22 protein-coding genes are annotated in these 24,677 nt (G+C 71.3%); 9 read left to right on the top strand and 13 right to left on the bottom strand.

Features of this window, described 5'->3' with window-relative positions; translation table 11 throughout:
- Window positions 1-94 precede the first annotated feature (94 nt).
- A complete protein-coding gene (locus tag ACQBAS_RS00880) occupies window positions 95-304 on the bottom strand; it encodes a hypothetical protein (RefSeq protein WP_427384436.1) in 210 nt (69 codons plus the stop codon).
- Window positions 305-447: 143 nt separating this feature from the next.
- Window positions 448-633, bottom strand: a complete 186-nt coding sequence (locus ACQBAS_RS00875; RefSeq protein WP_427384435.1) for a hypothetical protein — start codon at window positions 631-633, stop codon at window positions 448-450.
- A gap of 101 nt (window positions 634-734) precedes the next feature.
- Here ACQBAS_RS00875 and ACQBAS_RS00870 point away from each other — a divergent pair, with 101 nt between their 5' ends.
- Window positions 735-1,757: an LLM class flavin-dependent oxidoreductase gene (locus ACQBAS_RS00870; RefSeq protein WP_427384434.1), complete on the top strand. Its 1,023-nt coding sequence runs from the start codon at window positions 735-737 to the stop codon at window positions 1,755-1,757.
- Between the two features lie 68 nt (window positions 1,758-1,825).
- Here the strand turns inward: ACQBAS_RS00870 and ACQBAS_RS00865 are convergent, their stop codons facing one another.
- Entirely contained in the window at window positions 1,826-3,877 is a 2,052-nt protein-coding gene (locus tag ACQBAS_RS00865; RefSeq protein ID WP_427384433.1) for a cytochrome c oxidase assembly protein, read from the bottom strand.
- 26 nt (window positions 3,878-3,903) lie between these two features.
- On the opposite strand from ACQBAS_RS00865, the gene ACQBAS_RS00860 reads away from it, so the two are divergent.
- Window positions 3,904-4,752 carry a maleylpyruvate isomerase family mycothiol-dependent enzyme gene (locus ACQBAS_RS00860; RefSeq protein ID WP_427384432.1) on the top strand — a complete coding sequence of 283 codons (849 nt, stop codon included), beginning with the start codon at window positions 3,904-3,906 and terminating at the stop codon, window positions 4,750-4,752.
- Window positions 4,753-4,894: 142 nt separating this feature from the next.
- On the opposite strand, the gene ACQBAS_RS00855 is transcribed toward ACQBAS_RS00860, so the two are convergent.
- From ACQBAS_RS00855 to ACQBAS_RS00835, 5 genes are read right to left on the bottom strand one after another with little or no spacing between them, the layout of a single operon-like run.
- A complete protein-coding gene (locus ACQBAS_RS00855; protein ID WP_427385654.1) occupies window positions 4,895-6,034 on the bottom strand; it encodes a cysteine desulfurase family protein in 1,140 nt (379 codons plus the stop codon).
- Window positions 6,035-6,046: 12 nt separating this feature from the next.
- A complete protein-coding gene (nadC, locus tag ACQBAS_RS00850) occupies window positions 6,047-6,871 on the bottom strand; it encodes a carboxylating nicotinate-nucleotide diphosphorylase (protein WP_427385653.1) in 825 nt (274 codons plus the stop codon).
- A gap of 41 nt (window positions 6,872-6,912) precedes the next feature.
- Entirely contained in the window at window positions 6,913-8,553 is a 1,641-nt protein-coding gene (gene nadB, locus ACQBAS_RS00845) for an L-aspartate oxidase (protein ID WP_427385652.1), read from the bottom strand.
- Window positions 8,554-8,563: 10 nt separating this feature from the next.
- Window positions 8,564-9,838: a quinolinate synthase NadA gene (gene nadA / locus ACQBAS_RS00840; RefSeq protein ID WP_427384431.1), complete on the bottom strand. Its 1,275-nt coding sequence runs from the start codon at window positions 9,836-9,838 to the stop codon at window positions 8,564-8,566.
- Window positions 9,835-10,530: an NUDIX hydrolase gene (locus ACQBAS_RS00835; RefSeq protein ID WP_427384430.1), complete on the bottom strand. Its 696-nt coding sequence runs from the start codon at window positions 10,528-10,530 to the stop codon at window positions 9,835-9,837. The genes nadA and ACQBAS_RS00835 overlap by 4 nt, the downstream gene beginning before the upstream one ends.
- Before the next feature lie 332 nt (window positions 10,531-10,862).
- Here ACQBAS_RS00835 and ACQBAS_RS00830 point away from each other — a divergent pair, with 332 nt between their 5' ends.
- Both ACQBAS_RS00830 and ACQBAS_RS00825 read left to right on the top strand, forming a co-directional pair.
- Window positions 10,863-11,351 (top strand): MarR family winged helix-turn-helix transcriptional regulator, encoded by a 489-nt coding sequence (locus tag ACQBAS_RS00830; RefSeq protein ID WP_427384429.1) that lies wholly within the window; start codon window positions 10,863-10,865, stop codon window positions 11,349-11,351.
- 87 nt (window positions 11,352-11,438) lie between these two features.
- Entirely contained in the window at window positions 11,439-13,439 is a 2,001-nt protein-coding gene (locus tag ACQBAS_RS00825; RefSeq protein ID WP_427384428.1) for a serine hydrolase, read from the top strand.
- 75 nt (window positions 13,440-13,514) lie between these two features.
- On the opposite strand, the gene ACQBAS_RS00820 is transcribed toward ACQBAS_RS00825, so the two are convergent.
- From ACQBAS_RS00820 to ACQBAS_RS00800, 5 genes are all read right to left on the bottom strand, one after another.
- Window positions 13,515-14,981, bottom strand: a complete 1,467-nt coding sequence (locus ACQBAS_RS00820; RefSeq protein ID WP_427384427.1) for a dihydrolipoamide acetyltransferase family protein — start codon at window positions 14,979-14,981, stop codon at window positions 13,515-13,517.
- Between the two features lie 24 nt (window positions 14,982-15,005).
- On the bottom strand, window positions 15,006-15,992 hold the full coding sequence (locus tag ACQBAS_RS00815) for an alpha-ketoacid dehydrogenase subunit beta (protein WP_427384426.1): 987 nt from the start codon (window positions 15,990-15,992) through the stop codon (window positions 15,006-15,008).
- Window position 15,993: 1 nt separating this feature from the next.
- Window positions 15,994-17,175 carry a pyruvate dehydrogenase (acetyl-transferring) E1 component subunit alpha gene (pdhA, locus tag ACQBAS_RS00810; protein ID WP_427384425.1) on the bottom strand — a complete coding sequence of 394 codons (1,182 nt, stop codon included), beginning with the start codon at window positions 17,173-17,175 and terminating at the stop codon, window positions 15,994-15,996.
- A 131-nt stretch (window positions 17,176-17,306) separates the two neighbouring features.
- The gene (gene hisC / locus ACQBAS_RS00805; protein ID WP_427385651.1) at window positions 17,307-18,437 is read right to left on the bottom strand and encodes a histidinol-phosphate transaminase; all 1,131 of its coding nucleotides are present in this window, start codon (window positions 18,435-18,437) and stop codon (window positions 17,307-17,309) included.
- Window positions 18,438-18,460: 23 nt separating this feature from the next.
- On the bottom strand, window positions 18,461-18,850 hold the full coding sequence (locus ACQBAS_RS00800; protein WP_427384423.1) for a phage holin family protein: 390 nt from the start codon (window positions 18,848-18,850) through the stop codon (window positions 18,461-18,463).
- Between the two features lie 128 nt (window positions 18,851-18,978).
- On the opposite strand from ACQBAS_RS00800, the gene ACQBAS_RS00795 reads away from it, so the two are divergent.
- The 5 genes from ACQBAS_RS00795 (at window position 18,979) to galE (ending at window position 24,650) form a co-directional block, all read left to right on the top strand.
- Window positions 18,979-20,616, top strand: coding sequence for a substrate-binding domain-containing protein (locus ACQBAS_RS00795; RefSeq protein ID WP_427384421.1), 1,638 nt, complete (start codon window positions 18,979-18,981; stop codon window positions 20,614-20,616).
- A gap of 140 nt (window positions 20,617-20,756) precedes the next feature.
- Window positions 20,757-21,650 carry an ABC transporter substrate-binding protein gene (locus ACQBAS_RS00790; RefSeq protein WP_427384420.1) on the top strand — a complete coding sequence of 298 codons (894 nt, stop codon included), beginning with the start codon at window positions 20,757-20,759 and terminating at the stop codon, window positions 21,648-21,650.
- On the top strand, window positions 21,647-22,633 hold the full coding sequence (locus ACQBAS_RS00785) for an amino acid ABC transporter permease (RefSeq protein ID WP_427384419.1): 987 nt from the start codon (window positions 21,647-21,649) through the stop codon (window positions 22,631-22,633). The genes ACQBAS_RS00790 and ACQBAS_RS00785 overlap by 4 nt, the downstream gene beginning before the upstream one ends.
- Entirely contained in the window at window positions 22,630-23,478 is an 849-nt protein-coding gene (locus ACQBAS_RS00780) for an amino acid ABC transporter ATP-binding protein (protein ID WP_427384418.1), read from the top strand. The genes ACQBAS_RS00785 and ACQBAS_RS00780 overlap by 4 nt, the downstream gene beginning before the upstream one ends.
- Window positions 23,479-23,627: 149 nt before the next feature.
- Window positions 23,628-24,650 carry a UDP-glucose 4-epimerase GalE gene (gene galE / locus ACQBAS_RS00775; protein WP_427384417.1) on the top strand — a complete coding sequence of 341 codons (1,023 nt, stop codon included), beginning with the start codon at window positions 23,628-23,630 and terminating at the stop codon, window positions 24,648-24,650.
- The last annotated feature ends 27 nt before the right edge of the window (window positions 24,651-24,677 follow it).

Below are 24,677 nucleotides of genomic sequence, written 5' to 3'. Positions count from 1 at the left end.
GCCGGGACGGAATGGCCGTGGAGGACCGTCCCTCGGGAGGGTCAGGAGGAGGACGATGGGCGCGAGCAGCAGCAGGGTGAGTTTGACGTCCATGTCAGACACCCCCCACTCCGCCGACGCCGCCACCGGGGCCGCCGCGGAACTGCGACCGATCGGGCGCGTGCTGCAACTCGGCCTGCTCCTGCAGCCGCTCGTGCTTGACGTCCGAGATCGGGTGCACGTCGTCACCCTCACGTTGGCGGCGGCGCCGACCGCGGTCGGCGAACCAACCGATCGCCAACAGGGCCACGACGGGCGTGAGCATCAAAAGGTAGGCGGGAACATCCATGGCAACCCCCGTTGACGGTGCGGACGCAATGGCCCGCTGTCCTTGAACACTAGTCCCGATGCGCTCCCCGAGCGCCGGGAAAGCGTGACCTGTCTGACCCGGGACGGCGACGCCAGCGCTCAGTAGTAGAAGCTGCCGCCGCTGCCGCCCATGCCCTCGCCGTAACGCTCCTTGGCACGGCTCTGCGGTGTCGCGGTGCCGGCATCCGGCGCCATGGGCATGTCGTCGCCCGTCGGCGCGTGGCCGCGGCGTCCGCGCACGACGAACCAGATCGCCAGGAGGAGCACGACGGCAACGAGAATCACTGCGGCAACGACAATCCAGAGCCCTCGACACCCACCGAAACGAACGGACACATGACCCGTTGGGGCGCGCGGGATGATCGTGACCCGGCCCGTGGTTGGCCATGGACGTGACTTCCACCGCTGGCCGCGTCCCCCTGTCCGTCCTCGAACTCGCCCCCGTCTCCCAGGGCATGAGTCGCCACGATGCCTTCGTCGAGACCCGGCGACTCGCCGAGGAGGTCGATCGGCTCGGCTACCAGCGCCTGTGGGTGGCCGAACACCACGGCAGTGAGACCTTCCTCAGCTCGGCGACGTCCCTCGTCCTCGGGCACCTCGCCGAGCACACCAGCCGGATCCGGCTGGGCTCCGGCGGCGTCATGTTGCCGAACCACGCCCCCCTCATGGTCGCCGAGTACTACGGCACCCTCGCCACCATCCACGGCGACCGGTTCGACCTCGGCCTCGGCCGCGCGCCCGGCACGGACCCCATGACGGCCGCGGCCCTGCGCCGCGGGACCGGCGAGCTGGACACCTTCGCGCAGGACGTCCTCGACCTGCAGGCCTACCTCGGGCCGCGTCGGCCGGGCACCCGCCGGGTGCGCGCCCTCCCGGGCGAGGAGACCGAGGTGCCCCTGTGGATGCTGGGGTCCTCGACGGGCGGCGCGCAGGTGGCGGCCGCGCTGGGCCTGCCCTTCTCCTTCGCGTCCCACTTCGCCCCGCAGCAGTTGGCCCAAGCCCTCGCCGTCTATCGGGAGGCGTTCAACGCCGGCGCGGAGACGGCGCAGGTCGACCGGCCGACCGTCATGGCCGGGGTCTCCGTCCTCGTGGCGCCGACGCAGGAGGAGGCCGAGTACCTCTACACGACGAGCCAGCTCATGACCGTCCGGATCCGAACCGGACAGTCCGCCCCGCTGGACCCGCCGACCCACGACCTCGCGGGGATGCTCAGCCCCGAGTTGCTGCAGGTCGCGGGCACGCCCGTCGGACCGGCCCGCGCCGTGGGCTCGCCGGAATCGGTCGTGGCGACCCTGGACGCCTTCGTCGCCGAGCACGCCATCGACGAGTTGATCGTCGCGACCTACACGCACGACCCCGAGCTGCGGCGTCGCTCCTTCCGGCTGCTGGCCGACGCCTGGGGGATGTGACCCGCTCGCACCCCTGGGTAATGGACACCTGATGTCCACAACTCGGGGGAAGGGGCGGGCGGGGTCGGTCAGCCGCGGTCGGCGCGGCGGGCGAGGTCCGCGTTGTAGGCGGCGAGTTCGGCGTCACCGTCCCGGTCGGCCTGGCGGTCCCGGCGGATCTGCTCCGCACGATCCGAGCGCACCCATTGCGCCGCGACCATGAGCGCGAGCACGAGGGTCGGCGCCTCACCGACGCCCCACGCGATGGCCCCGCCGCGGTGCTGGTCGGCGAGCGGATCGGGGATCCACGACAGGTCGAGCGCGTCGAAGAACGGCGCCGCGAGAAGCGTCGACGAGTCGGTCATGACGACGCCGAAGAACGCGTGGAACGACACCGTGACGAAGAGGACCACGAGTTTGAAGAGCGGGTGGGCCCGCTTCGGTCCCGGGTCGATGCCGACGAGCACCCACGCGAAGAGGTACCCCGACGCGACGAAGTGGATCATCATCAGCACGTGCCCGGTGTGCGTCCGCAGGGCGAGCTCGAAGAGGGGCGACCAGTAGAAGATCGCCAGGCTGAAGAAGAAGATCGCGGCGGCGATGATCGGGTTCGCGAGGACCTGCAGATAGCGGGAGTGCACGAGCGCGAGGAGGAGTTCGCGGGGGCCGAGGGTCTTGTCCTTGCGGACGGGCAGGGCCCGCAGCGCCAACGTGATGGGGGCCCCGGGCACGAGCAGCAGCGGCACGATCATGGCCACGCCCATGTGCATGACCATGTGCCACGAGAAGCTGACCTTGCCGTAGACACCGGGCGCCCCCGACGTGAAGTACACGAAGACGACCCAGCCGAGCACCCAGCTGATCGTCCGCAGGACGGGCCACGCGTCGCCGCGCCGCCGCAACCGCAGCACCCACGCGAGGTAGACGCCGACGGCGACGGCCGCGACGGCCACCCACAGCCAGTCGATGAGCCACTCGTTCCACCACGACGCCGTCGTCGGCTCCGGCGGCGCGGGGTACTGCGTCAGCTCGTAGACCGCGTCCGTGGGCGGCGCGAGCAGCTCCTCCGCCGGGGCGGGCGTGCGGGAGAGCGCGGCGGCAGCGCCGAAGGCGATGCCCATGAGCACCAGTTCGACGGCGAGCAGGCGGACGAAGGTGGCCGTGGCCCCCTTCGCGCTCGTCCCGTCGGCGGCCGGGCCAGCCTCCCGGTCGAGGCTCTCGAGCCGGGCGACGACCGACCGTCGCTGCTGCCAGCCCAGCAGGCCGAGGAGGACGAGCGTCACGACCTTCACGCCGACGATGGCGCCGTAGGCGGACAGGAAGTCGCCCCACGACGTGAGGTTGATCCAGAGCGCGAGGATCCCCGAGAGGACGATGGCGCCGTAGGCCCAGCCGGCGACCACCGAGTAGCGGCGCACCGTGGCCGCAAGGTGGCGGCCGAGCATTCCGCGCACGAGCGCCAGCGCCAGGAGGCCACCGACCCACACGCACGCGCCGATCAGGTGGACGAAGATCGCGTTGACCCCGCCCATGTGGTCCCGGCTCGCGGAGCTGTGACCGTTGAGGGCGACGGGCCAGAGGGCGAGGACGGCGAAGGCGAGGAGCCAGGCGAGGGCCCCCTTCGTCCGCGCGATCGAGGCGCCGATGGCGACGACGATGGCCAGGCCAGCGGTGATCAGGCCGCCGCGGGTGGTCTCGAGTTCGAGGACGAAGGCGAGGTACTGGTCGACGAAGCCGGGCGACCCCAGGGTGATGCCGGCGGTGTCGGCGAAGGACAGGACGGTGCCGACGAGGGCCGCGGCGGCCCAGACGACGGCGGCCACGGCGGCGGACCGTGCCAGCGTCACGCGATGGTTGGTGCGGACGGTCTCGGGCACGAGGAAGGCGCCGACCAGGAGGAGGCCGATCGTCGCGCTCGCCGAGAGGTCGTGGATCAGGCGAAGCAGCGGCAGGCCCCACCGGACGAGGGCGCCGGGGTCACCGATCGGATAGGACTGCGCGGCGCCGCCGACGAGGACGCCAACGACCGCGGCGACGAGGCCCACTCCGACGAGGATGACGAGCGGCAACGGCCCTCGGCCGCCGCCCTGCGGGGTGGTCGGCCCGGTCGTCGTGCTCGTCGTTGCGGGGACGCTGCTCATGCCGACAGCCTAAGTAGGCTGGCTGCATGTCCCTGCACCCGGCAGCACCCAAAGGTCTCGACGAGCATGTCGAGGCCATCGCCCAGACCCTGCAGACGATCAGCGACCTCGCGCACGGGGCGCGCCCGGCCGACTTCGCCCTGCCGACGGACTGCCCCGGGTGGAGCGTCCAGGACGTCCTCGCCCACGTCATCGGCCTCGAGCACTACTTCGCCACCGGGGAGAACCCCGACGTCCCCGTCGCCCACCTGACCCACGTCGGCTCCCCCATGGCCGAGTTCGTCGAGCGGTCCGTCGAGGCGCGGCGGGGACGATCGCCCGAGGCGATCCTCGAGGAGCTCGACACGCTGCTGCCACAAGCGATCGCGGCCATGCGCGACCCCGCCCTCACCGCCGAGGACCGCATCGTCGGCCTCTTCGGCCCGACAACGCGGATCGCCTTCCTCCAGACGCGCCTCTTCGACCTGTGGGTGCACGAGCAGGACCTGCGCGAGGCCCTCGGGCGCATCGGTGGGCAGGACACCGGGGGCGCGGCCCACTTCGTCCGCACTCTTTTTGCCGCGCTGCCGATGATCGTCGGGAAGCGCACCCACGTGCCCACCGGCCATGCCGTCATCCTCGAACTGACCGGGCCGATCGAAGGACGCTCCGGCGTGCTCGTCGCCGACGTCGACGGTTCGCGTCGCGGGCTCCCGCTCTTCACCGGCGAGGAGCACGACCACGATCCTGCCGCGACGACGACGATCCGGCTCTCGACGCAGGTCGCCGGGCGGCTCGGCGCCGGACGACGGACGCGCCAGGAGCTGCACCACGACGTGCACGGTGATGAGGCGGTCGCCGCCGACGTGCTGGACCACCTCAACCTCGCTCCCTGACGCCCGCTCCCCTCGCCCCCCGCCAGCGCCCCCCACCCATCGAGTTTTGGACATCAGGTGTCCCAAACTCGGCGCTGAGCGCCCCCTTCGCCCGAGTTTTGGACATCAGGTGTCCCTTCCTCGGGGCGCGCGGGCGGGGCGGTCAGCCCAGAGCACGAAGGCGGGTCACGGCCGCCCCGACCTCGCGGGCCGCGCGCGCGAGATCGTCCTCACTCACCTCCGCGCCGAAGGTGCAGCGCACCGCGGTCTGGGCGACCTCGCGCGACAGGCCCATCGCCGTCAGCACAGCTGACGGTTCGTCGCTGCCGGCCGCGCACGCGGAGCCGCTCGCGCACAGGATCCCGCGCTCGGCCAGAGCCAGCAGGACGGCCTCGCCGCTCGTGCCGGGGAAGCAGAAGGAGGCCGAGCCCGGCAGCCGCTCGGTCGGGTGGCCCGTGAGCATCGCCCCGGGCGCCGAGCGCAGGACCTCGGCGACGAAGGCGTCCCTGCGCCGGGCGACCTCCGCCGGCACCCCGGCATCGATCGCGGCGGCCGCCGCCGTCAACGCAGCGGCGAACCCCACCGCCCCGGCCACGTCGACCGTGCCGGAGCGCCGCCCGGACTCCTGGCCGCCCCCGTGCAGCAGCGGCTCGAGCCGCTGGCGTCGATGGACGACGAGGACACCGGTCCCCTTCGGCGCCCCGAGTTTGTGACCCGACAGGCTGAGCGCGCGCACGCCGAGCCGGCCGAGGTCGAGGTCGACCCACCCCGCGGCCTGGACCGCGTCCGTGTGCACGGGCACCCCGTGACGGGCGGCCACCGCGGACACCTCGGCGACGGGCTGCAGGGTGCCGACCTCGTTGTTGGCCAACTGCACCGAGACGAGGGTCGTGTCGGGACGAAGGAGTCGAGCGACGTCGTCGGGGTCGACGCGGCCGTGGCCGTCGACCGGCACGATGTCCACGGCATACCCGATCCGGCCGAGCCAGGCCGCCGACTCGAGCACCGCCGGGTGCTCCACGGCCGAGACGATGACGTGCCGCCCGCGCGGGTCGGCCAGGGCGATCCCCTTCACCGCCGTGTTGTCCGCCTCGGTGCCGCCGCCGGTGAAGACGACCTCGCCGGGCAGGCAGCCGAGGATCTCCGCCACCTGCGAGCGGGCCTCCTCGAGCGTCCGCGCCGCCGACCGCCCCAGCTCGTGTTGACTGCTCGGGTTCCCGAAGTTCGACCCCAGGTGCGGCCACATCGCCTCGAGCACGTCCCGCCGCAGCGGTGTCGTCGCGGCGGTGTCGAGGTGGAGCAGGTCGGCCACGGCTCAGCTCATCTCGAGATCGAGGCCGAGATCGAGCGCCCGGACGCTGTGGGTCAGCGCGCCGACGGAGATGACGTCGACGCCCGTGGCCGCGATGTCGGCGATGGTCTCGAGGGTGACGCCACCCGAGGCCTCGACGAGCGCTCGCCCGGCGACCTGGTCGACCCCGGCGCGCAGCGCGTCACGGTCGAAGTTGTCGAGCATGATCGTGTCGACCCCTGCGGCGAGGACCGGCTCGATCTGGTCGGGGCGGTCGACCTCGACCTCGAGGTGGACGGTGTGTGGCAGCGCAGCCCGCGCCTCCCGCAGCGCCGCGGTGAGCGCGCCGGGGTCGTCGCCGACGAGCGCGAGGTGGTTGTCCTTGGCCAGGACGGCGTCCGAGAGCGAGAACCGGTGGTTGTGGCCGCCGCCGCACCGCACCGCGTGCCGCTCGAGGGCGCGCAGGCCGGGGGTCGTCTTGCGAGTGTCGACGACACGGGCCCGGCTCCCGGGGACGGCCGCGACCGCGTCGACGTGGCGCCGGGTGAGGGTCGCGATGCCGCACATCCGCTGGACGAGGTTGAGCGCCACCCGCTCGGACCGCAGGACCGACCGGCCCGGTCCGACGACGCGCGCGAGGACGTCGCCGGCGACGAAGGGGTCCCCGTCCGCGACGAGCAGACTCACCTCGGTCGTCGGGTCGAGCAGGACGAACGAAGCGGTGAGCACGTCGCCGCCGGCCATGACCCCCGGCTCGCGCGCGACGATCGCTCCACGGGCGACCGCACCCACCGGGACGAGGGTCTCGGAGGTCAGATCGCCGAAGGGGGCGTCCTCGGCAAGCGCCATCCGCACAACGGGGTCGATGGCGGCACGAGTGAGCGTGCCGGTCAGCACGAGACCTCCTGGAGGGCTGGGACGGACCCGCTGACGGTCGCGACGATTGCGCTGTGGTGTGCGAAGGCGGGCGACGAGTGCGGGAAGTCGGTGCGGTGGTGGGCGCCGCGGGACTCCTCCCGGGCCAGGGCGGCGCTCACGAGCGCCCGGGCGACGGTCAGGAGGTTGCGATCCTCGGCCGATCGACGGTCGACGACGGCAGGGCTGCGCCACCCCATGAGTTGCTTGCGCAGCTCCGTCAGACCCGCGGCGTCCCGGTGCAGCCCAGCCGCCGCCCACATCGCGTCCTGCAGGTCGCGCCGCTCGAAGGGAACCGCACCGGGAGCGTCGGCGAGGTCGACCTCGGCGGGGATGACCGCGTCGGCCACCAGCTCGTCGGGGTCAAGGTCATCGCAGATCGGATCGCCGACGACGCCGTCATCGGGCGTCGCCGAGGCGAGGTGCGCGACGGCGCGGGTGGCGTAGACGGCGGCCTCGAGGAGTGAGTTCGACGCCAGCCGGTTGGCCCCGTGCACGCCGGTGCAGGCGACCTCGCCGACGGCGAGCAGGCCGGGCAGGGACGTACGCCCCCACCGGTCGGTCCGGACACCGCCCATCCAGTAGTGCGCGGCCGGGGTCACCGGGATCGGGTCGCGCGACCAGTCGTGACCGAGGGCGCGCACGGCGCGGTCGATCGTCGGGAAGCGCCGCGCGAGGAAGGCCGCGCACCCTTCCACGTCCGGCCCGCGCAGGTGCGTCGCGTCGAGGACGACGGGCAGCCCTGGCTGCCTGGCCATGACGGCGGCGATCCCGCGCGCCACGACGTCCCGCGGCGCGAGTTCCGCGTCGGGGTGCCGCTCCACCATGAACCGGCGGCCGTCGGCGTCCCGCAGCACGGCCCCTTCGCCGCGCACCGCCTCGGAGATGAGGAAGTCGCCCGGGGCGTCGAGCGCCGTGGGGTGGAACTGGTAGAACTCGGCGTCCGCGACGAGCGCCCCGGCGCGCAGGGCCATGGCGATGCCGTCGCCGGTGGCGACCTCGGGGTTGGTCGTGTGCGCGAAGAGGTGCCCGGCGCCGCCCGTCGCGAGGATGACCGCCTCGGCCGTCAGAACCGACCCGTCGAGCAGGCGCACGCCGGTCACGCGGCCGCTCTCGAGCTCGAGGTCCGTGACGACCGTCCGCTCGAGGATCCGGACGGGACTGCGCCGCACCCGCGCAATGAGCGCCCGCGTCATGGCCGCGCCGGTCGCGTCGCCACCGGCGTGCAGGATTCGTGCGTGCCCGTGGGCGGCTTCCAGCCCGCGGGCCAGGTCGTCGCCGACGAGGTCGAAGGCGACCCCGCGCGTGATGAGATCACCGACGGCCGAGGGGCCGTCCGCGCAGAGCACCTCCGCGGCCTCGCGATCGACGATCCCGGCACCGGCCGCGATCGTGTCCGCGACGTGCTCGGCGATGGTGTCGTCCGGGCCGGTGACGACGGCGACGCCACCCTGGGCGCGCGTCGTGTTGCTCGCCTCGAGGACCCCCTTCGTCACGAGCGTCACGGCGAAGGTCACCCGGCCGCCCGTCGTGTGCTCCGCCGCCTCCAGCGCGGCCGTCAGCCCGGCCACGCCGCTGCCGACGACGACGAGCGGGCGCGCCGTCGCGTCCGTCATGCGCGCCATGTCAGGCCTTCACCACGGGTCGGGGGGCCGCCGCGAGCATCCGCTCAAGGGCGACCTTCGCCGGCGCGGCGACGTCGTCGGGCACCGTGATCCGGTTCGGCACGCGGCCCGCCACGAGCTCCTCAAGCACCCACGCGAGGTAGCCGGGGTGGATCCGATACATCGTCGAGCACGGGCAGATGACGGGGTCGAGGCAGAAGATCGTGTGTTCGGGGTGCTCGGCCTGGAGCCGGTTGACCATGTTGATCTCCGTGCCGATGGCGAAGGTCGCCCCCGGCTCCGCCGACTCGACGGCACGGCGGAGGAGGTCGGTCGAGCCGGCCTCGTCGGCGGCGTCGACGACGGGCATCGGGCACTCGGGGTGGACGATGACGCGCACCCCCGGGTGCTCGGCCCGCGCGCGCTCGATCTGCGCGACGGTGAAGCGCTTGTGCACCGAGCAGAAGCCGTGCCAGAGCAGCACCTTCGCGTCGGCGAGGTCCTGCTCCGAGTTGCCGCCGAGCGGTCGGCGCGGGTCCCACATCGGCATTCGGTCGAGGGGGATCCCCATCGCCTTCGCCGTGTTGCGGCCCAGGTGCTGGTCGGGGAAGAAGAGGACCCGCTGGCCCCGCTCGAACGCCCACTCGAGGACGGTCGCCGCGTTCGAGGAGGTGCAGACGATGCCACCGCGCTCCCCACAGAAGGCCTTCAGCGCTGCGGAGGAGTTCATGTACGTCACCGGGATGACGGGCACGCGGCCGTCCGCGTCGGGCTCGGTGCCGTAGACCTCGGTCAGCTCCTCCCAACAGGCCGTCACGGACTCAAGGTCGGCCATGTCGGCCATGGAGCATCCGGCGGCGAGGTTGGGCAGGACGACGCTCTGCTCCGGGCCGGAGAGGATGTCGGCCGTCTCCGCCATGAAGTGCACGCCGCAGAAGACGATGTGTTCGACGTCGGGGCGGGTCAGGGCCGCGTTCGCCAGCTGGAAGGAGTCCCCGACGAAGTCGGCATGCCGGACGACCTCGTCGCGCTGGTAGAAGTGGCCGAGGATGACGAGGCGCTCGCCGAGGGCCTCCTTCGCTGCGGTGATCTTGGCGTGGAGCTCGTCGTCGGACAGGCCGCGGTAGCGCTCGGGGAGCTGGCCGGGTCGGGCGACCGGCTCGGGAATGGTGTCGGCGGCGGAGGCGCCCGGGCCGTACCCGGGGACCGCGTCGAGGGACCACGGCTGCGCGCCGAGGTCGGTCCCGCAGGTCGATCCGGGGGCTGCGAGCGCGATGGTCGTGGCGACGCTGGTCATGAGTTCTCCTGCCGGGGCTGCGTGCTGGTGGTGCCGGGGTTGGTGAAGCGGTAGAGGCGCGGGGGTCGGTTCTTCGCGCCCTGGACGCGCTCCCCCGTCGGCTCGATCTCGCCGGAGGCCTTGAGCTGGCGGCGGAAGTTCGCCGGGTCCAGCGGGCGCCGGAGCACGGCCTCGTGGACCTCGCGCAGCTGGGCCAGCGTGAAGGTCTCGCCGATCAGGGCGGGCGCGATCCGGCTGTACTCGAGCTTCGTCCGCAGGCGCCACAGGGCGTACTCGACGATCTCGTTGTGGTCGAAGGCGAGCGAGGGCAGCTCGTCGGCGACGAACCACTCGACGTTCGTCGCGGTCGCCTCCGCCGTGCGGTCGGCCTCGTCGGCGCGCACGAGGGCCCAGTAGACGATCGAGACGACGCGGTCATGGCCGGGTGAGCGATTCACGGCGCCGAAGGCGTAGAGCTGCTCGAGGTAGCGCGGCGTCAGACCAGTGGTCGCTTCGAGGTTGCGCTCGGCGGAGCGAGCCAGGTCATCCGCGGCGCCGAGTGGCCCCCCGGGCAGCGCCCACTGGCCCTCATGGGGCTCCCGGATCCGCCGGACGAGCGGCAGCCACAGGGTCATCAGTCCGGACTCGGAGTGCGGGCGCAGCGCAAAGATCACCGTCGAGACGGCAAGCGTGACGCTGTCGGGTGTGGCCACCGACGCTCCTTCGCGTAAAGGTTGTAATGACCCTAAGTGGGCTGCGTCAGCGTATCCCCGGCGTTAGGGTCACTGCAACCTGATCTCATGCCGTCCCCCAGTTTTGGACACCAGGTGTCCCAAACCCGGCCCCACCGGCCCCCTTCCCCCCAGTTTTGGACATCAGGTGTCCCAAACCCGGCCCCACCGGCCCCCTTCCCCCCAGTTTTGGACATCAGGTGTCCCAAACCCGGCCGCACCGGCCCCCTTCCCCCGAGTTGGACATCAGGTGTCCCTTCCTCGGATGACGGGGTTGTTTGCGACGCGCAAGCGTCTGCTGGGAGAGTGGGACCATGACCGACGACGGCAGCCACGCGACCGACGCCCCACGTGCCGAGGGCATGGGTTCGAGCCTCGCGCGCGCCGTCAAGCTCCTCCAGGCCGCGCGGCACCACGCCGCTCCCCTCATCCCCGGCCTCGACCCGGCCGCCTGGCCCGTCGTCTTCTCGATCGAGCCGGACGACATGCGCGTCTCCGAGATCGCCGATTGGATCCACTCCGACATCTCCACCGTGAGCCGGCACGTCACCGCGCTGGCCGGCCACGGCATCGTCGCCAAGATCCCCGACCCCCGCGACGGGCGCGCCCAACTCGTGCACCTCACCGACACGGGCCGCGCCCTGGTCACCGACCTTCGCCGCCAGCGCGACCAGTGGTTCGGCGAGTTCCTGGCGGACTGGTCGGACGACGATCTGGCCGCCTTCCGTGCCCACCTGGACCACTTCTCCGTCTCGCTCGAGGCAGAACTCGCCCGCCAGCGCGCCCTGCGAACCGGCAGCTGACGCAACCCCGCGCGTCGCTCGTGCGTCTCCAATGGTGTGATGGACGCAGCCCCGCTCCGGGGAGAGCGACGACGTGAAGGGCCTGCAATGTCGGCACCGACCAACCCCACCGCACGACGAGCGCTCGCTCTGGGCGCAGCGCTCACCGCGGGGGCCATCGTGGCCGCCACCCCGGCCTCCGCCACGACCTCGGGCGTACAGGCAGCCACGCCCGAGGCCCGCAGCATCACGATCCTCTGCGACGGCCTCGGCGAGGACACCGTCGAGATCGGCGGCGCCCTCGGCGCCGGCGGCAAGGCACGCGTCGTCGACGGCGGCCTCGTCTCGCTCGTCGGGGAGCCCGGCTTCCGCGGCACGGATGCCCGGGGAGCGAAGGTGGAGGTGCCCGCCACCGGGAAGGGCATCAGCTGCACCGGCGGTCGCCTCCGCAGCGTCGACCTCCAGCAGGCGCTACCCTCGGGACAGGCCTCGAAGGCGCTCGGCACGAGCGCCGCCACCGACATCCGCACCGAGGTCACCGGCGAGTACACGTGGACCGTCGCCGTCGCCGATGACCCCACGGCCCGCACGACCGCCCCCGCCCAGGCCGACCTCGCCGACGCCGCCTTCCCCTTCGCGAGCAAGATCCAGAGCTACGTCAACAGCCGGCCCGGTGACGTGACCGTCGCCGTGAAGGTGCCCGGTCGCTCGACCATCTACGCGTCGACGAAGGGCTCGTGGACCAACTACACCGCCAGCATCGTCAAGGTCGACATCATGGTCGCGACGATGATGCGCGCGCAGGATCAGGGCCGGGCCCTCTCCGAGTGGGAGAAGTCGAAGATGGTCCCGATGATCCGCTACAGCGACAACGCGGCGACGACCGAGTTGTGGAACGCGCTCGGCCAGGGGTCGGGGCTGAGCTCCTACAACAAGCGACTCGGCCTGGCGAGCACGACGATGGACTCCGCCGGTCACTGGGGGCTCACCCGCACGACGGCCAGCGACCAGGTCCGCCTCATGGAGCACCTGGCGCGGTGGACCGGCAAGGTCAACGCCACCAACCGCAGCTATGGCCTCTCGCTCATGCGCAGCGTCGCGAGCGACCAGGACTGGGGCGTGACGGCCGGGCCGCCAGCCGGGACGGTCGCCGTGAAGAACGGCTGGCTCCCCCGCACGACGGGCTGGCACGTGAACAGCATCGGCCTGTCCACGTACAGCACGCCCGACTACTCCATCGCCGTCCTCACCCAGGACAACCCGGGCAGCGAGGCCGGCCAGATCACGACGATCGAGGGCGTGTCCCGGATCGTCTGGGGCAACCGCGCCGCGCTCGTGCCGCCGATGACCACGGTCAAGGGCGATCTCAGCGGTGACGGGTGCGCCGACATGGTCGGCATCTCCTCCGGCGGCTACCTCTACCGCTGGAGCGGCGACGGGTCGGGCGGGCTCGGCTCCCGCGCCACGCTCGCCTCCGGCTGGGGCGGGAAGAAGTGGCTCGGCTCGCCGGGTGACGTCAACAAGGACGGTCGCTCCGACCTGCTCACCGTCGAGTCCAACGGACTGCTCCGCTTCCACCCCACGACGAGCACCGGCAAGCCCGGCACCTACCGGACCATCGCCACCGGCTGGGGCGACTTCACCGACATCGCGACGGTGCCCGACATCGACAAGAACGGGTCCATCGACCTCGTCGCCCGCACGAGCGGCGGTGGCCTGCGGCGGTATTCGCTCGCCACGGACGGAACGATCAGCGGCGGGGCGTGGCTCTCCGGCGGGGTCGGCACGTACTACTCCCGCATCGAGGGGGTCCAGGACGTCAACGGCGACGGCCGCGGCGACCTGATCGGCTTCTCGGCCAGCGGCAAGATGAGGTCGCTCGTCGCGACCTCGGGCGGTTTCACCTACGGCGACGCCGCAGCGACTTCCGGGTGGCAGTACAAGCGGATCGTCACGAGCCCGGGAGAGCTGACGGGCAACGCCCGCGATGACCTCATCGCCGTCTCGAGCGACGGCACCGTGACCCGCTACGACGGCACGGACGCGGGCGGCCTCGCCTACGGCGCCAAGCTGGGCTTCAGCGCCAGCCCGTTCACCCACCTGGCCTGACGACCCACCTGCCCTGACGACGACGAAGGCGGCCCGACCAGGTGGTCGGGCCGCCTTCGTCGTGCCGTCGGCGGATCAGCCCCAGACGAGCGCCTTCGTCGGGTCCCCGAGGATGGCGGCGACGTCCGCGAGGAAGCGACTGCCGAGTTCGCCGTCGACGAGTCGGTGGTCGAAGGAGAGCGCGAGCTGGGTGACCCAGCGCGGTTCGATCGACTCGGACCCGTCGGCCGCGGTGACGACCCACGGCATCCGGCGCACGGCGCCGAAGCAGAGGATGGCCGACTCACCGGGGTTGATGATCGGCGTGCCCGAGTCGACGCCGAAGACGCCGACGTTGGTGATGGTGATCGTGCCGCCCGACATCTCGGCGGGCTGGGTCCGGCCGGCGCGAGCCGTCTCGGTCAGCTCACCGATGGCCCGGGCGAGGTCCGCCATCGGCATGAGGTCGGCGTCCTTGATGTTCGGGACGACGAGCCCGCGCGGGGTCGCCGCCGCGATGCCGAGGTTGACGTAGCGCTTGGTGACGATCTCCTGGGCCGCCTCGTCCCACGTGGCGTTGATGCCCGGGTTGCGGCGGATGGCGAGGCAGAGCGCCTTCGCGAGGACGAGCAGCGGAGAGACCTTGAGGCCCGCGAACTCCTTGTCCCGCTTGAGCCGCTCGACGAGATCCATTGTCGCGGTGACGTCGAGGGTGACCCACTCGGTGACGTGCGGCGCGGTGAAGGCGGAGCCCACCATCGCCTGGGCGGTCATCTTGCGGACGCCCTTGATCGGGGTGCGCTCCTCGCCGCGGTCGGTGACGGCGAAGGGGATCGCTGCCCCGCCCGCGGTGCCCGCGGCCTCCGACGATGGCGTGGACGCCGTCGTCGCCGCCGGGGCGACGCCACCGGCGATGACCGCCTCGACGTCGGCGCGCGTGATGATCCCGCTCTCGCCGGTCGGGGCCACCATGGCGAGGTCGATGCCGTGGTCCTTGGCGAGCTTGCGCACCGGCGGCTTGGCCCGCGGGCGTCCGCCGTCACTCGCCGGGGCGGGCACTGCCGGGGCGGGTGTCACAGGCGCCGGGGCGGGCGCCGCCGGAGCTGCCGGAGCAGTGGCGGGCGCGGCCACCCGACCCGACGGCGGATCGCCGGCATCGCGCGCCGACATCACCCGTGGACGCCGAGTCGTGGCGCCCGCCTTCGCGCCGTAGCCGACGAGGATCGCGCCCTCGCCGGAGTCTGCGCCGCTGTCCGCGGCGGGGGCCGGGGCAGCCGCCTCGGCGGGAACGGGCGCCGCGGACGGTGCCGTGTCGCCGCCGGTGCCGTCGTCGATCTCGATGATCGGCGAACCGACGTCGACGGTGGCGCCGGGCTCCACGAGGATCGCGCGCACCGTCCCCGCCCACGGGATGGGCAGTTCGACGAGTGACTTCGCAGTCTCGATCTCGAGGACCACCTGGTTGACGGTCACGGTGTCTCCGACCGCGACCTTCCACTCGATGATCTCGGCCTCGACGAGGCCTTCGCCGGGGTCGGGCAGGTTGAACGTCTTGATGGCCATTCCAGTCCTTCCGTCGTGCCCGGGTCAGTACGCGAGCGCGCGGTCGACGCCGTCGAGGATGCGGTCGAGGTCAGGGAGGAACTCCTCCTCCATCCGACTGGGCGGGTAGGGGATGTTGGCGCCGTTGACGCGGATGACGGGCGCCTCGAGGTCGTGGAAGCACCGCTCGGTCACCTGGGCGGCGATCTCCGCACCCATGCCGAGGTAGCTCGACGCCTCGTGGACGACGACGAGCCGTCCGGTCTTGCGGACCGACGCGACGATCGTCTCGATCGGCAGCGGGGACAGCGAGCGCAGGTCGATCACCTCGATCGAGGTGCCCTCGGCCTCGGCCGCGCTGGCGGCCTCGAGGCACTGCTTCATGGTCGGGCCGTAGCCGATGACCGTGCAGTCGGTGCCGGTGCGTGCCACGACAGCGTCGAAGAGGCCGCGCGGCGACGTCGCCGCGTCGAGGTCGACCTCGGCCCGGTCGTGATAGCGCCGCTTGGGCTCGAGGAAGATCACCGGGTCGTCGCACGCGATGGCCTCCTGGATCATCCAGTAGGCGTCCTCCGGGTTGCCGCACGTGACGACGCGCAGTCCGGCGGTGTGCGCGAAGTAGGCCTCCGGCGACTCGCTGTGGTGCTCCGGCGAACCGATGCCGCCGCCGTAGGGGATACGGATGACCATGGGCATCGTCACGGCGCCGAGTGAGCGCGCCCGCATCTTGGCGACCTGGCTGACGATCTGGTCGAAGGCGGGGTAGACGAAGCCGTCGAACTGGATCTCGCAGACGGGTCGGTAGCCCCGCAGCGCCATGCCGACGGCGGTGCCGACGATGCCGGACTCGGCCAGCGGCGCGTCGATGACGCGGTCCTCACCGAAGTCCTTCTGCAATCCCTCGGTCACGCGGAAGACGCCGCCGAGCTTGCCGATGTCCTCACCGATGAGCACGACCTTCGGGTCGTTCTCCATCGCTTTGCGCAGTCCTGCGGTGATGGCCTTGCCGATGCCGATCTTCTGGGTCGCCATCTCAGTTCGCCCCTTCGAAGCTCGCGACGTAGGCCTCGTAGGCGGCCCGCTCCTGCTCCATGACCGGGTGGTCCTCGGCGTAGACGTGGTCCCACATCGTGTTGCCCGGTGCCGTCGGCATGGTCTGCACGCCCTCGCGCAGTCGGGCCGCGAACTCGTCGGCCTCGGCGTCGATGGCGGTGAAGTACGCCTCGTCGGCGATGCCCTCGCGCGAGAGCAGGGTCTTGAACCGCAGGATCGGGTCGCGGAACTTCCAGTTCTCGACCTCGGCGTCGATCCGGTACTTCGTCGGGTCGTCGGCCGTGGTGTGCGCACCCATCCGGTAGGTGAACGCCTCGATGAAGAGCGGGCCGTTGCCCGAGCGCGCCTCGTCGAGATAGTGCTTCGTCACGGCGTAGACGGCGAGGATGTCGTTGCCGTCGACGCGGACGCCGGGGAAGCCGAAGCCGCGAGCGCGCTGGTAGAGCGGAATCCGCGTCTGCTTGGTGACCGGCTCGCTGATGGCCCACTGGTTGTTCTGGCAGAAGAACACGACGGGGGCATCGAAGGAGGCCGCGTAGACGAAGGCCTCGTTGACGTCGCCCTGGGCGGACGCGCCGTCGCCGAAGTAGGCGATGACGGCGGTGTCGCGGTCCGGGTCGCCCGTGCCGACGAGCCCGTCCTTCGCGACGCCCATGGCGTAGCCCGTCGCGTGCAGCGTCTGGGCGCCGATGACGATCGTGTAGAGGTGGAAGTTGTTCGCCTTGGGGTCGCAGCCGCCCTGACTGACGCCGCGGAAGAGGGACATCGGCGTCAGCGGGTCCATGCCGCGGGTGAAGCCGACCCCGTGCTCGCGGTAGGTCGGGAAGGCGAAGTCCTGGGTGCGCAGCGCGCGCCCGGAGCCGACCTGGGCCGCCTCCTGGCCGAGCAGCGAGGGCCACAGGCCGAGCTCACCCTGACGCTGGAGCGCGTAGCCCTCGGCGTCGAGCCGGCGCACGAGGACGAGGTCGCGGTAGAAGGACCGCAGGTCGTCCTCGGACAGCGCGTCGATGACGGCGTCGTAGCGGGGGTGCGACAGGCGCTGCCCCTCGGGGGTCAGCAGCTGGACCATCTCGGGGCCGCCGTCGCCGGGGTCCTTGACGGGTTCGTGCAACCGGGCCAACACCTCGTCGGTGCTGAGGTCCGCGACCTCGTTGTCGCTCACGGCATCTCCTTCTCGCCCCGGTGCGGTGGTGCCGCGGCGGGGTGGTGTTCGGCCGCGCCGGGGGTGGTGGCGCAGTCACGGTCAGGCGTCCCGCGCCCGGGTGTGACCGGGCACACGACGTTGTGCGCCTCCTAACGTACCGGACCGTGCTGGGCACGGAAGGCCGCTGCGATCTCCAGCAATCGGTCGTTCGCCTCGGGCTCCGCGATCGTCACCCGGACCCCGTCGTCGCCGTACTGACGGACCACGAGTCCGGCCTCGTCACAGGCCTGCGTGAAGGCGGTGCCGTCGGCCCCGAGCGGGAACCAGACGAAGTTCGCCTGGCTTCTCGGCAGCTCCCATCCCTGCTCGGCCAGACCCGACTGGACCCGCGTCCGCTCCGCGATGAGCTCGGCCACGCGCACGTCGAGCTCGGCCTGGGCCTCGAGCGAGGCGATGGCCGCCACCTGGGCGAGCGAGTTGACGCCGAAGGGGACGGCGGTCTGCCGCAGCGCCTGTGCCACGGGCTCGTGGGCGACGGCGTAGCCGACGCGGAGACCCGCCAGCCCGTAGGCCTTGGAGAAGGTGCGCAGGACAGCGACGTTGGGGTGGGCCTGGTGGACCGCCACGGCGTCGAGGGCGTCGGGCTCGTCGACGAACTCGAGGTAGGCCTCGTCGAGGACGACGAGGACGTGCGCGGGCACCTTCGTCAAGAAGTCCTCGACCTGCGCCGTGGTGACCGACGGCCCGGTGGGGTTGTTCGGCGAGCAGACGAGGATGACCTTCGTCCGCTCCGTCACCGCGGCCGCCATGGCGTCGAGGTCGTGGCGGGCGTCCGCGGTCAGCGGGACCGGCACGGGAGTGGCGCCGGCGACGGTCGCGACGATCGGATAGGCCTCGAAGGAGCGCCACGCGTAGATGACCTCGTCACCGTCGTCGCACATCGCCTGGACGATCTGCCCGAGCACGCCGACGCTGCCGGTGCCCGTGGCGATCCGCTCGACGGGGACACCGATGTGCTCGGCGATCGCACCCGTCAGGGCGGCGACGGACATGTCGGGGTAGCGGTTCATCTCGCCCGCGGCCTCGCGGACGCGTTCGAGGACGCTCGGCAGCGGCGGGTAGGGGTTCTCGTTCGACGACACCTTGTAGGTCGTCAGCCCCTCGCGCGGCGCCGCCGGCTTGCCGGCCTTGTAGGCGGGCAGTCGGGACAGGGCCTCGCGGAGGCGGACCCCTTCGACGGCGGTCGGGGTCGAGACCGGTCGGGGTGCCTCGGCGTTCATGTCGGTGCGCTGGTCGGGCCGGCTCACTCGTCGCCGTCCGGGATGACGACGTTGAGCACCATGGACACGAGCGTGATGATCAGCGCGCCGATGACGGCGTCCCAGAAGAAGTCCGAGATCTGGAAGGAGAGACCCAGCGGGCCGGAGAGCCATTCGGTGATCTGCAGCATGAAGGCGTTGACGATGAAGGTGAACAGCCCCAGCGTCAGGATGATGAAGGGGAACGAGAGCACCTTCGCGATGGGCTTGACGATGGCGTTGACGACACCGAAGAGGAGCGCGACGAGGGCGACCGTCGCGAACTTGGCGGCGAAGGTCGCACCCTCCTCGCCGAGGGTGATCCCGTCCACCGCCCAGGCGGCGACCCAGAGGGCGATGGCGTTGACGACGAGGCGGATGACGAATGTCTGCATGGCACCACTATGGCCGACGGTGGCCCATGGGGTGAGACCGATTCCTCACTACTCGCTGCGTCCGCGTGACCCATTCGCGGCGTGGGTGCGCCACAATGTGCGACGCAACCCCACAAAGGAGTAGGTCGATGGCTGGCGCCCACGCACGCAAGAAGGGCATGTCCACGGGCATGAAGGCCGCGATCGCGGCCCTGGCGCTGGTGGTCCTCCTCGCCATCCTCTGGGGGACGGGTGCCTTCTCCAAGGATGCCTCGGGCGACGAGGCCCTGCCGGGCTGTGACGCGCGGGAGCTCACCGTCATGGCGACGCCCGAGATCGCGGACGCCGTCCGACAGACCCTCGACAAGGCCTCCGCCAGCGACCCGTGCACCAGGTTCGCCGTGACGGAGATGAGTTCCCATGCCGCTGCGAAGAGCATCAGCCGCGGCGCGGGCCCCGACATCTGGATCCCCAACTCCTCCAGCTGGATCGACGCCATCGACGCCTCGAGCGGTCGCGCGTGGCAGGAGGGGACGTCCCTGGCCACGTCGCCGATCGTCCTCGCCGGCGGCGAGGCTCAGCTGGCCGAGGTCGGCAACGTCCCGTCGTGGGGCGACCTGATCAACGAGAGCAAGGCCAACCTGCGGATGGCCAACCCGGACATCGACGCCGCGAGCCGGCTGGCCTATCAGGCCTCGCGCACCGGTCGCCCCAGCAACGTCGGCCTCGACACCGGCGCGCGGCTCATCGTGATGTCCCGCTTCGCCCGCCCGACCACCGAGCAGTTGCTCGAGGATCACGTCGCCAAGCCGACCAGCTCCCCCGTCTTCCCCCTCTCCGAGCAGGAGCTGGCCGCCTTCAACGCGGAGCACGAGGACGACGCGCTGGGCATGGTCGTCCCGCAGTCCGGCACGCTCTCCCTCGACTACCCGTGGATCGCCAGCCCCGAACTGGCCCGCGACGAGCTCGACATCGCGGACAAGGGCCTCAAGGCCTTCGACACCCCGGCCGCCCGCTCGACCCTCGCCAAGGCCGACCTTCGCGCTCCCGGGCGCACCGGTGGCCCGAAGATCAACGGGACCGAGGCGCCGGAGTACACCGAGCTCCCGGCGCCGACCCGCGACGAGCGCAAGGTCGCGCTCGAGCAGTGGGACGTCCTGCGCACCGACATGCGCATGCTCACCCTCATCGACGTCTCCGGCTCGATGGCCTGGGACGGCCCCACCGAGGGCATGAGCCGCATGGAGATCCTCCAGGGCGCGGCCAAGCAGGCCCTGACGATCCTCCCCGAGGGTTCGAAGATCGGCTCGTGGATCTTCTCCACCAAGCGCGACGGCGCCAAGGACCACCAGGAGCTCGTGCCCGTGCGCACCCTGACCGACAAGGTCGGGTCCGGGACGCAGCGCGACAAGCTCCGCTCGGTCGTCGACTCGCTCGACGAGCGGCTCAAGGGCGACACCGGCCTCTACGACTCCACGTGGGCCGCCTACCAGCGGATGCAGGCCGACTACGACGGGACCTACGTCAACTCCGTCGTCATCATGACCGACGGCGAGAACGACGACCCCGCCGGCGGCCTGACGCTCAAGCAGCTGCTCACGAAGCTCAAGGACGCCTACGACCCGGAGCGTCCGGTCCGCATCGTGACCATCGGCATGGGTGAGGCGGACCCGGGTGCCTTGCGCCGGATCGCCGACGAGACGGGCGGCTCGTCCCACATCGCCGAGACGCCCGAGGACATCGAGCGCGTCTTCGTCACGGCGCTGCTGGCCCGCCACCAGGGCTGAGCGCCGCAGAACACGACGAAGGTCGGTCCGTCAGGTCACAAAAAGGCCGCCCTCCGCGTGGACATCTGGTCCACGTACGCGGACGGTGGCACGATTCGGCCACGGGCGCGACCGGCGCGCCCCCGTAACCGGAGGACCACATGCGTCGCTCTTCTGTCCTGCTCCTCGGAGCCCTCGCCGCCGGCAGCCTCACGCTCAGCGCCTGCGGCTCCGACTCCCTCTCGAACGACGGCACCACACCGTCGGCCTCCGTCACGGCCGAGGCGGACGCCGCGCTCGCGGACAAGGTCCCGGCGGACCTCAAGGAGAAGGGGACGCTCAAGGTCGGCACCGACTCGTCCTACGCCCCCAACGAGTTCCTCGACCCCGACGGCAAGACGATCGTCGGTTTCGACATCGATCTCTTCACCGCGGTCGCCGCCAAGCTCGGCCTCAAGGCGGAGTACGAGACGGCGAAGTTCGACTCGATCATCACGGGCGTCGAGAGCGGCAAGTACGACATCGGCGTCTCCTCCTTCACGATCAACGACGAGCGCAAGAAGCAGGTCAACATGATCAGCTACTACAGCGCCGGCACGTCGTGGGCGGGTGCGCCCGGCAACCCGAAGGACATCGACCCGACCAAGCCGTGCGGCCTCAAGGTCGCCGTCCAGCAGGGCACCGTGCAGCAGGAGGAGGACCTCCCGCCGAAGGAGAAGGCCTGCAAGGCCGCCGGCAACCCGATCGACGTGCAGGTCTACGAGGGCCAGGACGAGGCCACCGCGGCCGTCGCCGCCGGCAAGGCCGACGCCATGCTCGCCGACTCCCCGATCGTCGCCTACGCGGCGAAGGAGTCCGACGGCAAGGTCGAGTCGGTCGGTGACATCTACGACGCCGCGCCCTACGGCTATGTCGTCCCGAAGGAGCAGACCGAGCTCGCCGACCTCCTCGCGGAGGCGCTGACCTCGCTCAAGGAGGACGGCGGCTACGAGGAGGCGCTCACCAACTGGGGCGTCGAGGACGGCGCCATCGACGAGTTCGCGGTCAACCCGTGAGCGACGCCGCCACGGTGACCGACCCGACCGGCCGTCCGGCAGGGGACGGCCGGCCCGGCACCATCGACGCCGTCCCGGTCCGCCACCCGTGGCGTTGGGTCGCCGTGGCGGTGATCGCCGTCCTCGCGGCGATGTTCGTCTCGATGCTCGTGACGAACGACGCCTTCAACTGGCCCTTCATCGCCGAGGCGATGATCCAGACGCCGGTCCTGCGCGGCCTCGTCTTCGGCACGATCCTCACGACCCTCATGGCCATGGTCATCGGCGTCGTCGGCGGCGTGCTCATGGCGATCATGCGACTGTCCGACAACCCGGTGCTGTCCTCCGTGGCGTGGCTCTTCACCTGGTTCTTCCGGGCCGTCCCGCGCCTCGTGCTCCTGACGATCATGGGCACGCTCGGCATCGTCTTCCAGGGCGGCATGGACATCGGCATCCCCTTCGACAACCAGATCATGTCGCTGCTCGGGATGGACGGTGACCTGCGCTTCCTCAGCCTCGACGCGAACCAGATCTTCACCGGCATCGTCGGCGGCGCCATCGGCCTGGGCCTCTCCGAGGCCGCCTACATGGCCGAGATCGCCCGCTCGGGGATCCTCTCGGTCGATGAGGGTCAGCACGAGGCGGCCTCCGCGATCGGCATGAGCCGCGCGAAGGCGATGCGCCGGGTCGTCCTGCCCCAGGCCATGCGCGTCATCGTGCCGCCGACGGGCAACGAGACCATCGCCATGGTCAAGGACACCTCGCTCCTCATCGGCATCCCCGTGAGCAACGAACTCTTCTTCCAGTTGCGCTCGATCGGGTCGCGGACCTACGAGACCTTCGCCGTGCTCGTCGCGGCGACCCTCTGGTACCTGATCATCTGCAGCGTCCTCATGATCATCCAGAGTCGTCTGGAGAAGCGCTTCGGGCGCGGCCACGGCTCCCGCACACCGTCCGCCCGCGGTGGCCTCCTCGGCCGCCTCGGCATGGGAGGACAGCGATGAGCACCCCCACCGCCCCGGCATCCTCGGCGGCTCCCCTGGTCCGAGCCGTCAACGTCACCAAGGCCTTCGGTGCCAACATGGTGCTGAAGGGGATCGACCTCGACGTCCGCCCGGGCGAGGTCGTGTGCCTGCTCGGCCCGTCGGGCTCGGGCAAGACGACCTTCCTGCGGTGCATCAACCAACTCGAGACGATCGACGGTGGTCGCATCCACCTTGAGGACGAGCTGCTCGGTTACGTGGAGCGCGGCGGGCAGCTGCACCGCTTGTCCGACAAGGAGATCGCGGCCCAGCGTGGCGAGATCGGGATGGTCTTCCAGCGCTTCAACCTCTTCCCGCACATGACGGCCATCGAGAACGTCATGGAGGGTCCGGTCCAGGTCAAGCGTGAGTCGAAGGCGGCCGCGAAGGCGGCGGCGGCCGCCCTGCTCGAGCGGGTCGGCCTCGGCGACAAGACGCACGCCTACCCGAGCCAACTCTCGGGTGGGCAGCAGCAGCGCGTCGCGATCGCCCGCGCCCTGGCCATGAAGCCGAAGCTGATGCTCTTCGACGAGCCGACGTCGGCGCTCGACCCGGAACTCGTGGGCGAGGTCCTCGAGGTCATGCGCGAGCTCGCCCGCGAGGGCATGACGATGATCGTCGTCACGCACGAGATGGGCTTCGCCCGGGACGTGTCGGACCGCGTGGTCTTCATGGACGGGGGCGTGGTCGTCGAGCAGGGCGACCCGCGCACCGTCATCAACGACCCGCAGCACGAGCGCACGAAGTCCTTCCTCAGCCGGATCCGCAGCGAGAACGAGCAGCACGCGGCCGCGTTGCAGGCGCGCGTCGAGGCGGAGCAGGTCTGACGCCAGAGGCGATGCAGGTCTGACGCCAGAGGCGATGCAGGTCTGACGCCAGAGGCGATGCAGGTCTGACGCCAGAGGCGATGCAGGTTTGACGCCAGGCCCGACAGGGCTCACCGAGCGCGCATGCGGTCACCACTTAGGGTGGCCGCATGCGCGTCCTCATCTCCGGCGGTGCCGGCTACATCGGATCCCACACGGTCGTCCAGGTCGTGGCAGCCGGGCACGACGTCGTGGTCGTCGACGACTTCTCCAATGCCAAGCCGACGGTCATCAACCGGCTCGAGGCCCTCACCGGTACCCACATCCCGGTGCACGCCTTCGACCTGACCGACCGCGACAAGACCGAGCGACTCTTCGCCGACGAACGCTTCGACGCCGTGATCCACTTCGCGGGCCTCAAGGCCGTCGGTGAGTCCGTGGACAAGCCGCTGGAGTACTACGAGAACAACCTCGGCTCGACCTTCTCGCTCGTGCGCGCGATGCGCCGGCACGGCGTCGGCAAGCTCGTCTTCTCGAGCTCGGCGACCGTCTACGGCGACCACGCCCCGGTGCCCTACCGCGAGGACTACGAGCCGCTCGCGGCTGCGAGCCCCTACGGCCGCACGAAGGTGATGATCGAGCACGTCCTCTCGGACGTCGCCGCCGCCGACCCCGGCCTGAAGGTCGCCCTCCTGCGCTACTTCAACCCCATCGGCGCGCACCCGTCCGGCACGATCGGCGAGGACCCGCAGGGCATCCCCAACAACCTCGTCCCCTTCATCGCGCAGGTCGCCGTGGGACGCCGCGAAAAGCTCAACGTCTTCGGTGACGACTACCCCACCGCCGACGGCACCTGCGAGCGCGACTACATCCACGTCGAGGACCTCGCCGCCGGACACCTCGCGGCGCTGACCGCGCTCGAGGCCGCGCCGGCACCGGTCAACGTCTGGAACCTCGGCACCGGGACGGGCACGAGCGTCCTCGAGATGCTGCGCGCCTTCGAGCGCGCCGCCGGCAAGGAGATCCCCTACGAGGTGGTCGGCCGGCGAGCGGGCGACCTTCCGGCCTATTGGGCCGACCCGACGAAGGCGCACGAGGAGCTCGGCTGGCGCGCGACGCGGACCGTCGACGACATGTGTGCGGACACCTGGCGCTGGCAGCAGGGCAACCCGAACGGGTATCCCGACGCCTGAGCCCAGGGGGTGAGGGGAGATCTCCCC

Source organism: Janibacter zhaoxuefangae (assembly GCF_050271985.1).
GTDB lineage: Bacteria > Actinomycetota > Actinomycetes > Actinomycetales > Dermatophilaceae.
Note: the sequence above shows the minus strand (reverse complement) of the source record. Positions and strands in the feature narration are given on the sequence as shown.

Excerpts from the sequence above, each read along its gene's own strand:
- ACQBAS_RS00880 (WP_427384436.1), bottom strand. The coding sequence starts at position 304 with ATGCTCACGCCCGTCGTGGCCCTGTTGGCGATCGGTTGGTTCGCCGAC.
- ACQBAS_RS00870 (WP_427384434.1), top strand. The coding sequence starts at position 735 with ATGGACGTGACTTCCACCGCTGGCCGCGTCCCCCTGTCCGTCCTCGAA.
- ACQBAS_RS00865 (WP_427384433.1), bottom strand. The coding sequence starts at position 3,877 with ATGAGCAGCGTCCCCGCAACGACGAGCACGACGACCGGGCCGACCACC.
- ACQBAS_RS00860 (WP_427384432.1), top strand. The coding sequence starts at position 3,904 with ATGTCCCTGCACCCGGCAGCACCCAAAGGTCTCGACGAGCATGTCGAG.
- nadC (WP_427385653.1), bottom strand. The coding sequence starts at position 6,871 with ATGGCGCTTGCCGAGGACGCCCCCTTCGGCGATCTGACCTCCGAGACC.
- nadB (WP_427385652.1), bottom strand. The coding sequence starts at position 8,553 with ATGACGGACGCGACGGCGCGCCCGCTCGTCGTCGTCGGCAGCGGCGTG.
- nadA (WP_427384431.1), bottom strand. The coding sequence starts at position 9,838 with ATGACCAGCGTCGCCACGACCATCGCGCTCGCAGCCCCCGGATCGACC.
- ACQBAS_RS00830 (WP_427384429.1), top strand. The coding sequence starts at position 10,863 with ATGACCGACGACGGCAGCCACGCGACCGACGCCCCACGTGCCGAGGGC.
- ACQBAS_RS00825 (WP_427384428.1), top strand. The coding sequence starts at position 11,439 with ATGTCGGCACCGACCAACCCCACCGCACGACGAGCGCTCGCTCTGGGC.
- ACQBAS_RS00820 (WP_427384427.1), bottom strand. The coding sequence starts at position 14,981 with ATGGCCATCAAGACGTTCAACCTGCCCGACCCCGGCGAAGGCCTCGTC.
- ACQBAS_RS00815 (WP_427384426.1), bottom strand. The coding sequence starts at position 15,992 with ATGGCGACCCAGAAGATCGGCATCGGCAAGGCCATCACCGCAGGACTG.
- hisC (WP_427385651.1), bottom strand. The coding sequence starts at position 18,437 with ATGAACGCCGAGGCACCCCGACCGGTCTCGACCCCGACCGCCGTCGAA.
- ACQBAS_RS00800 (WP_427384423.1), bottom strand. The coding sequence starts at position 18,850 with ATGCAGACATTCGTCATCCGCCTCGTCGTCAACGCCATCGCCCTCTGG.
- ACQBAS_RS00795 (WP_427384421.1), top strand. The coding sequence starts at position 18,979 with ATGGCTGGCGCCCACGCACGCAAGAAGGGCATGTCCACGGGCATGAAG.
- ACQBAS_RS00790 (WP_427384420.1), top strand. The coding sequence starts at position 20,757 with ATGCGTCGCTCTTCTGTCCTGCTCCTCGGAGCCCTCGCCGCCGGCAGC.
- ACQBAS_RS00780 (WP_427384418.1), top strand. The coding sequence starts at position 22,630 with ATGAGCACCCCCACCGCCCCGGCATCCTCGGCGGCTCCCCTGGTCCGA.
- galE (WP_427384417.1), top strand. The coding sequence starts at position 23,628 with ATGCGCGTCCTCATCTCCGGCGGTGCCGGCTACATCGGATCCCACACG.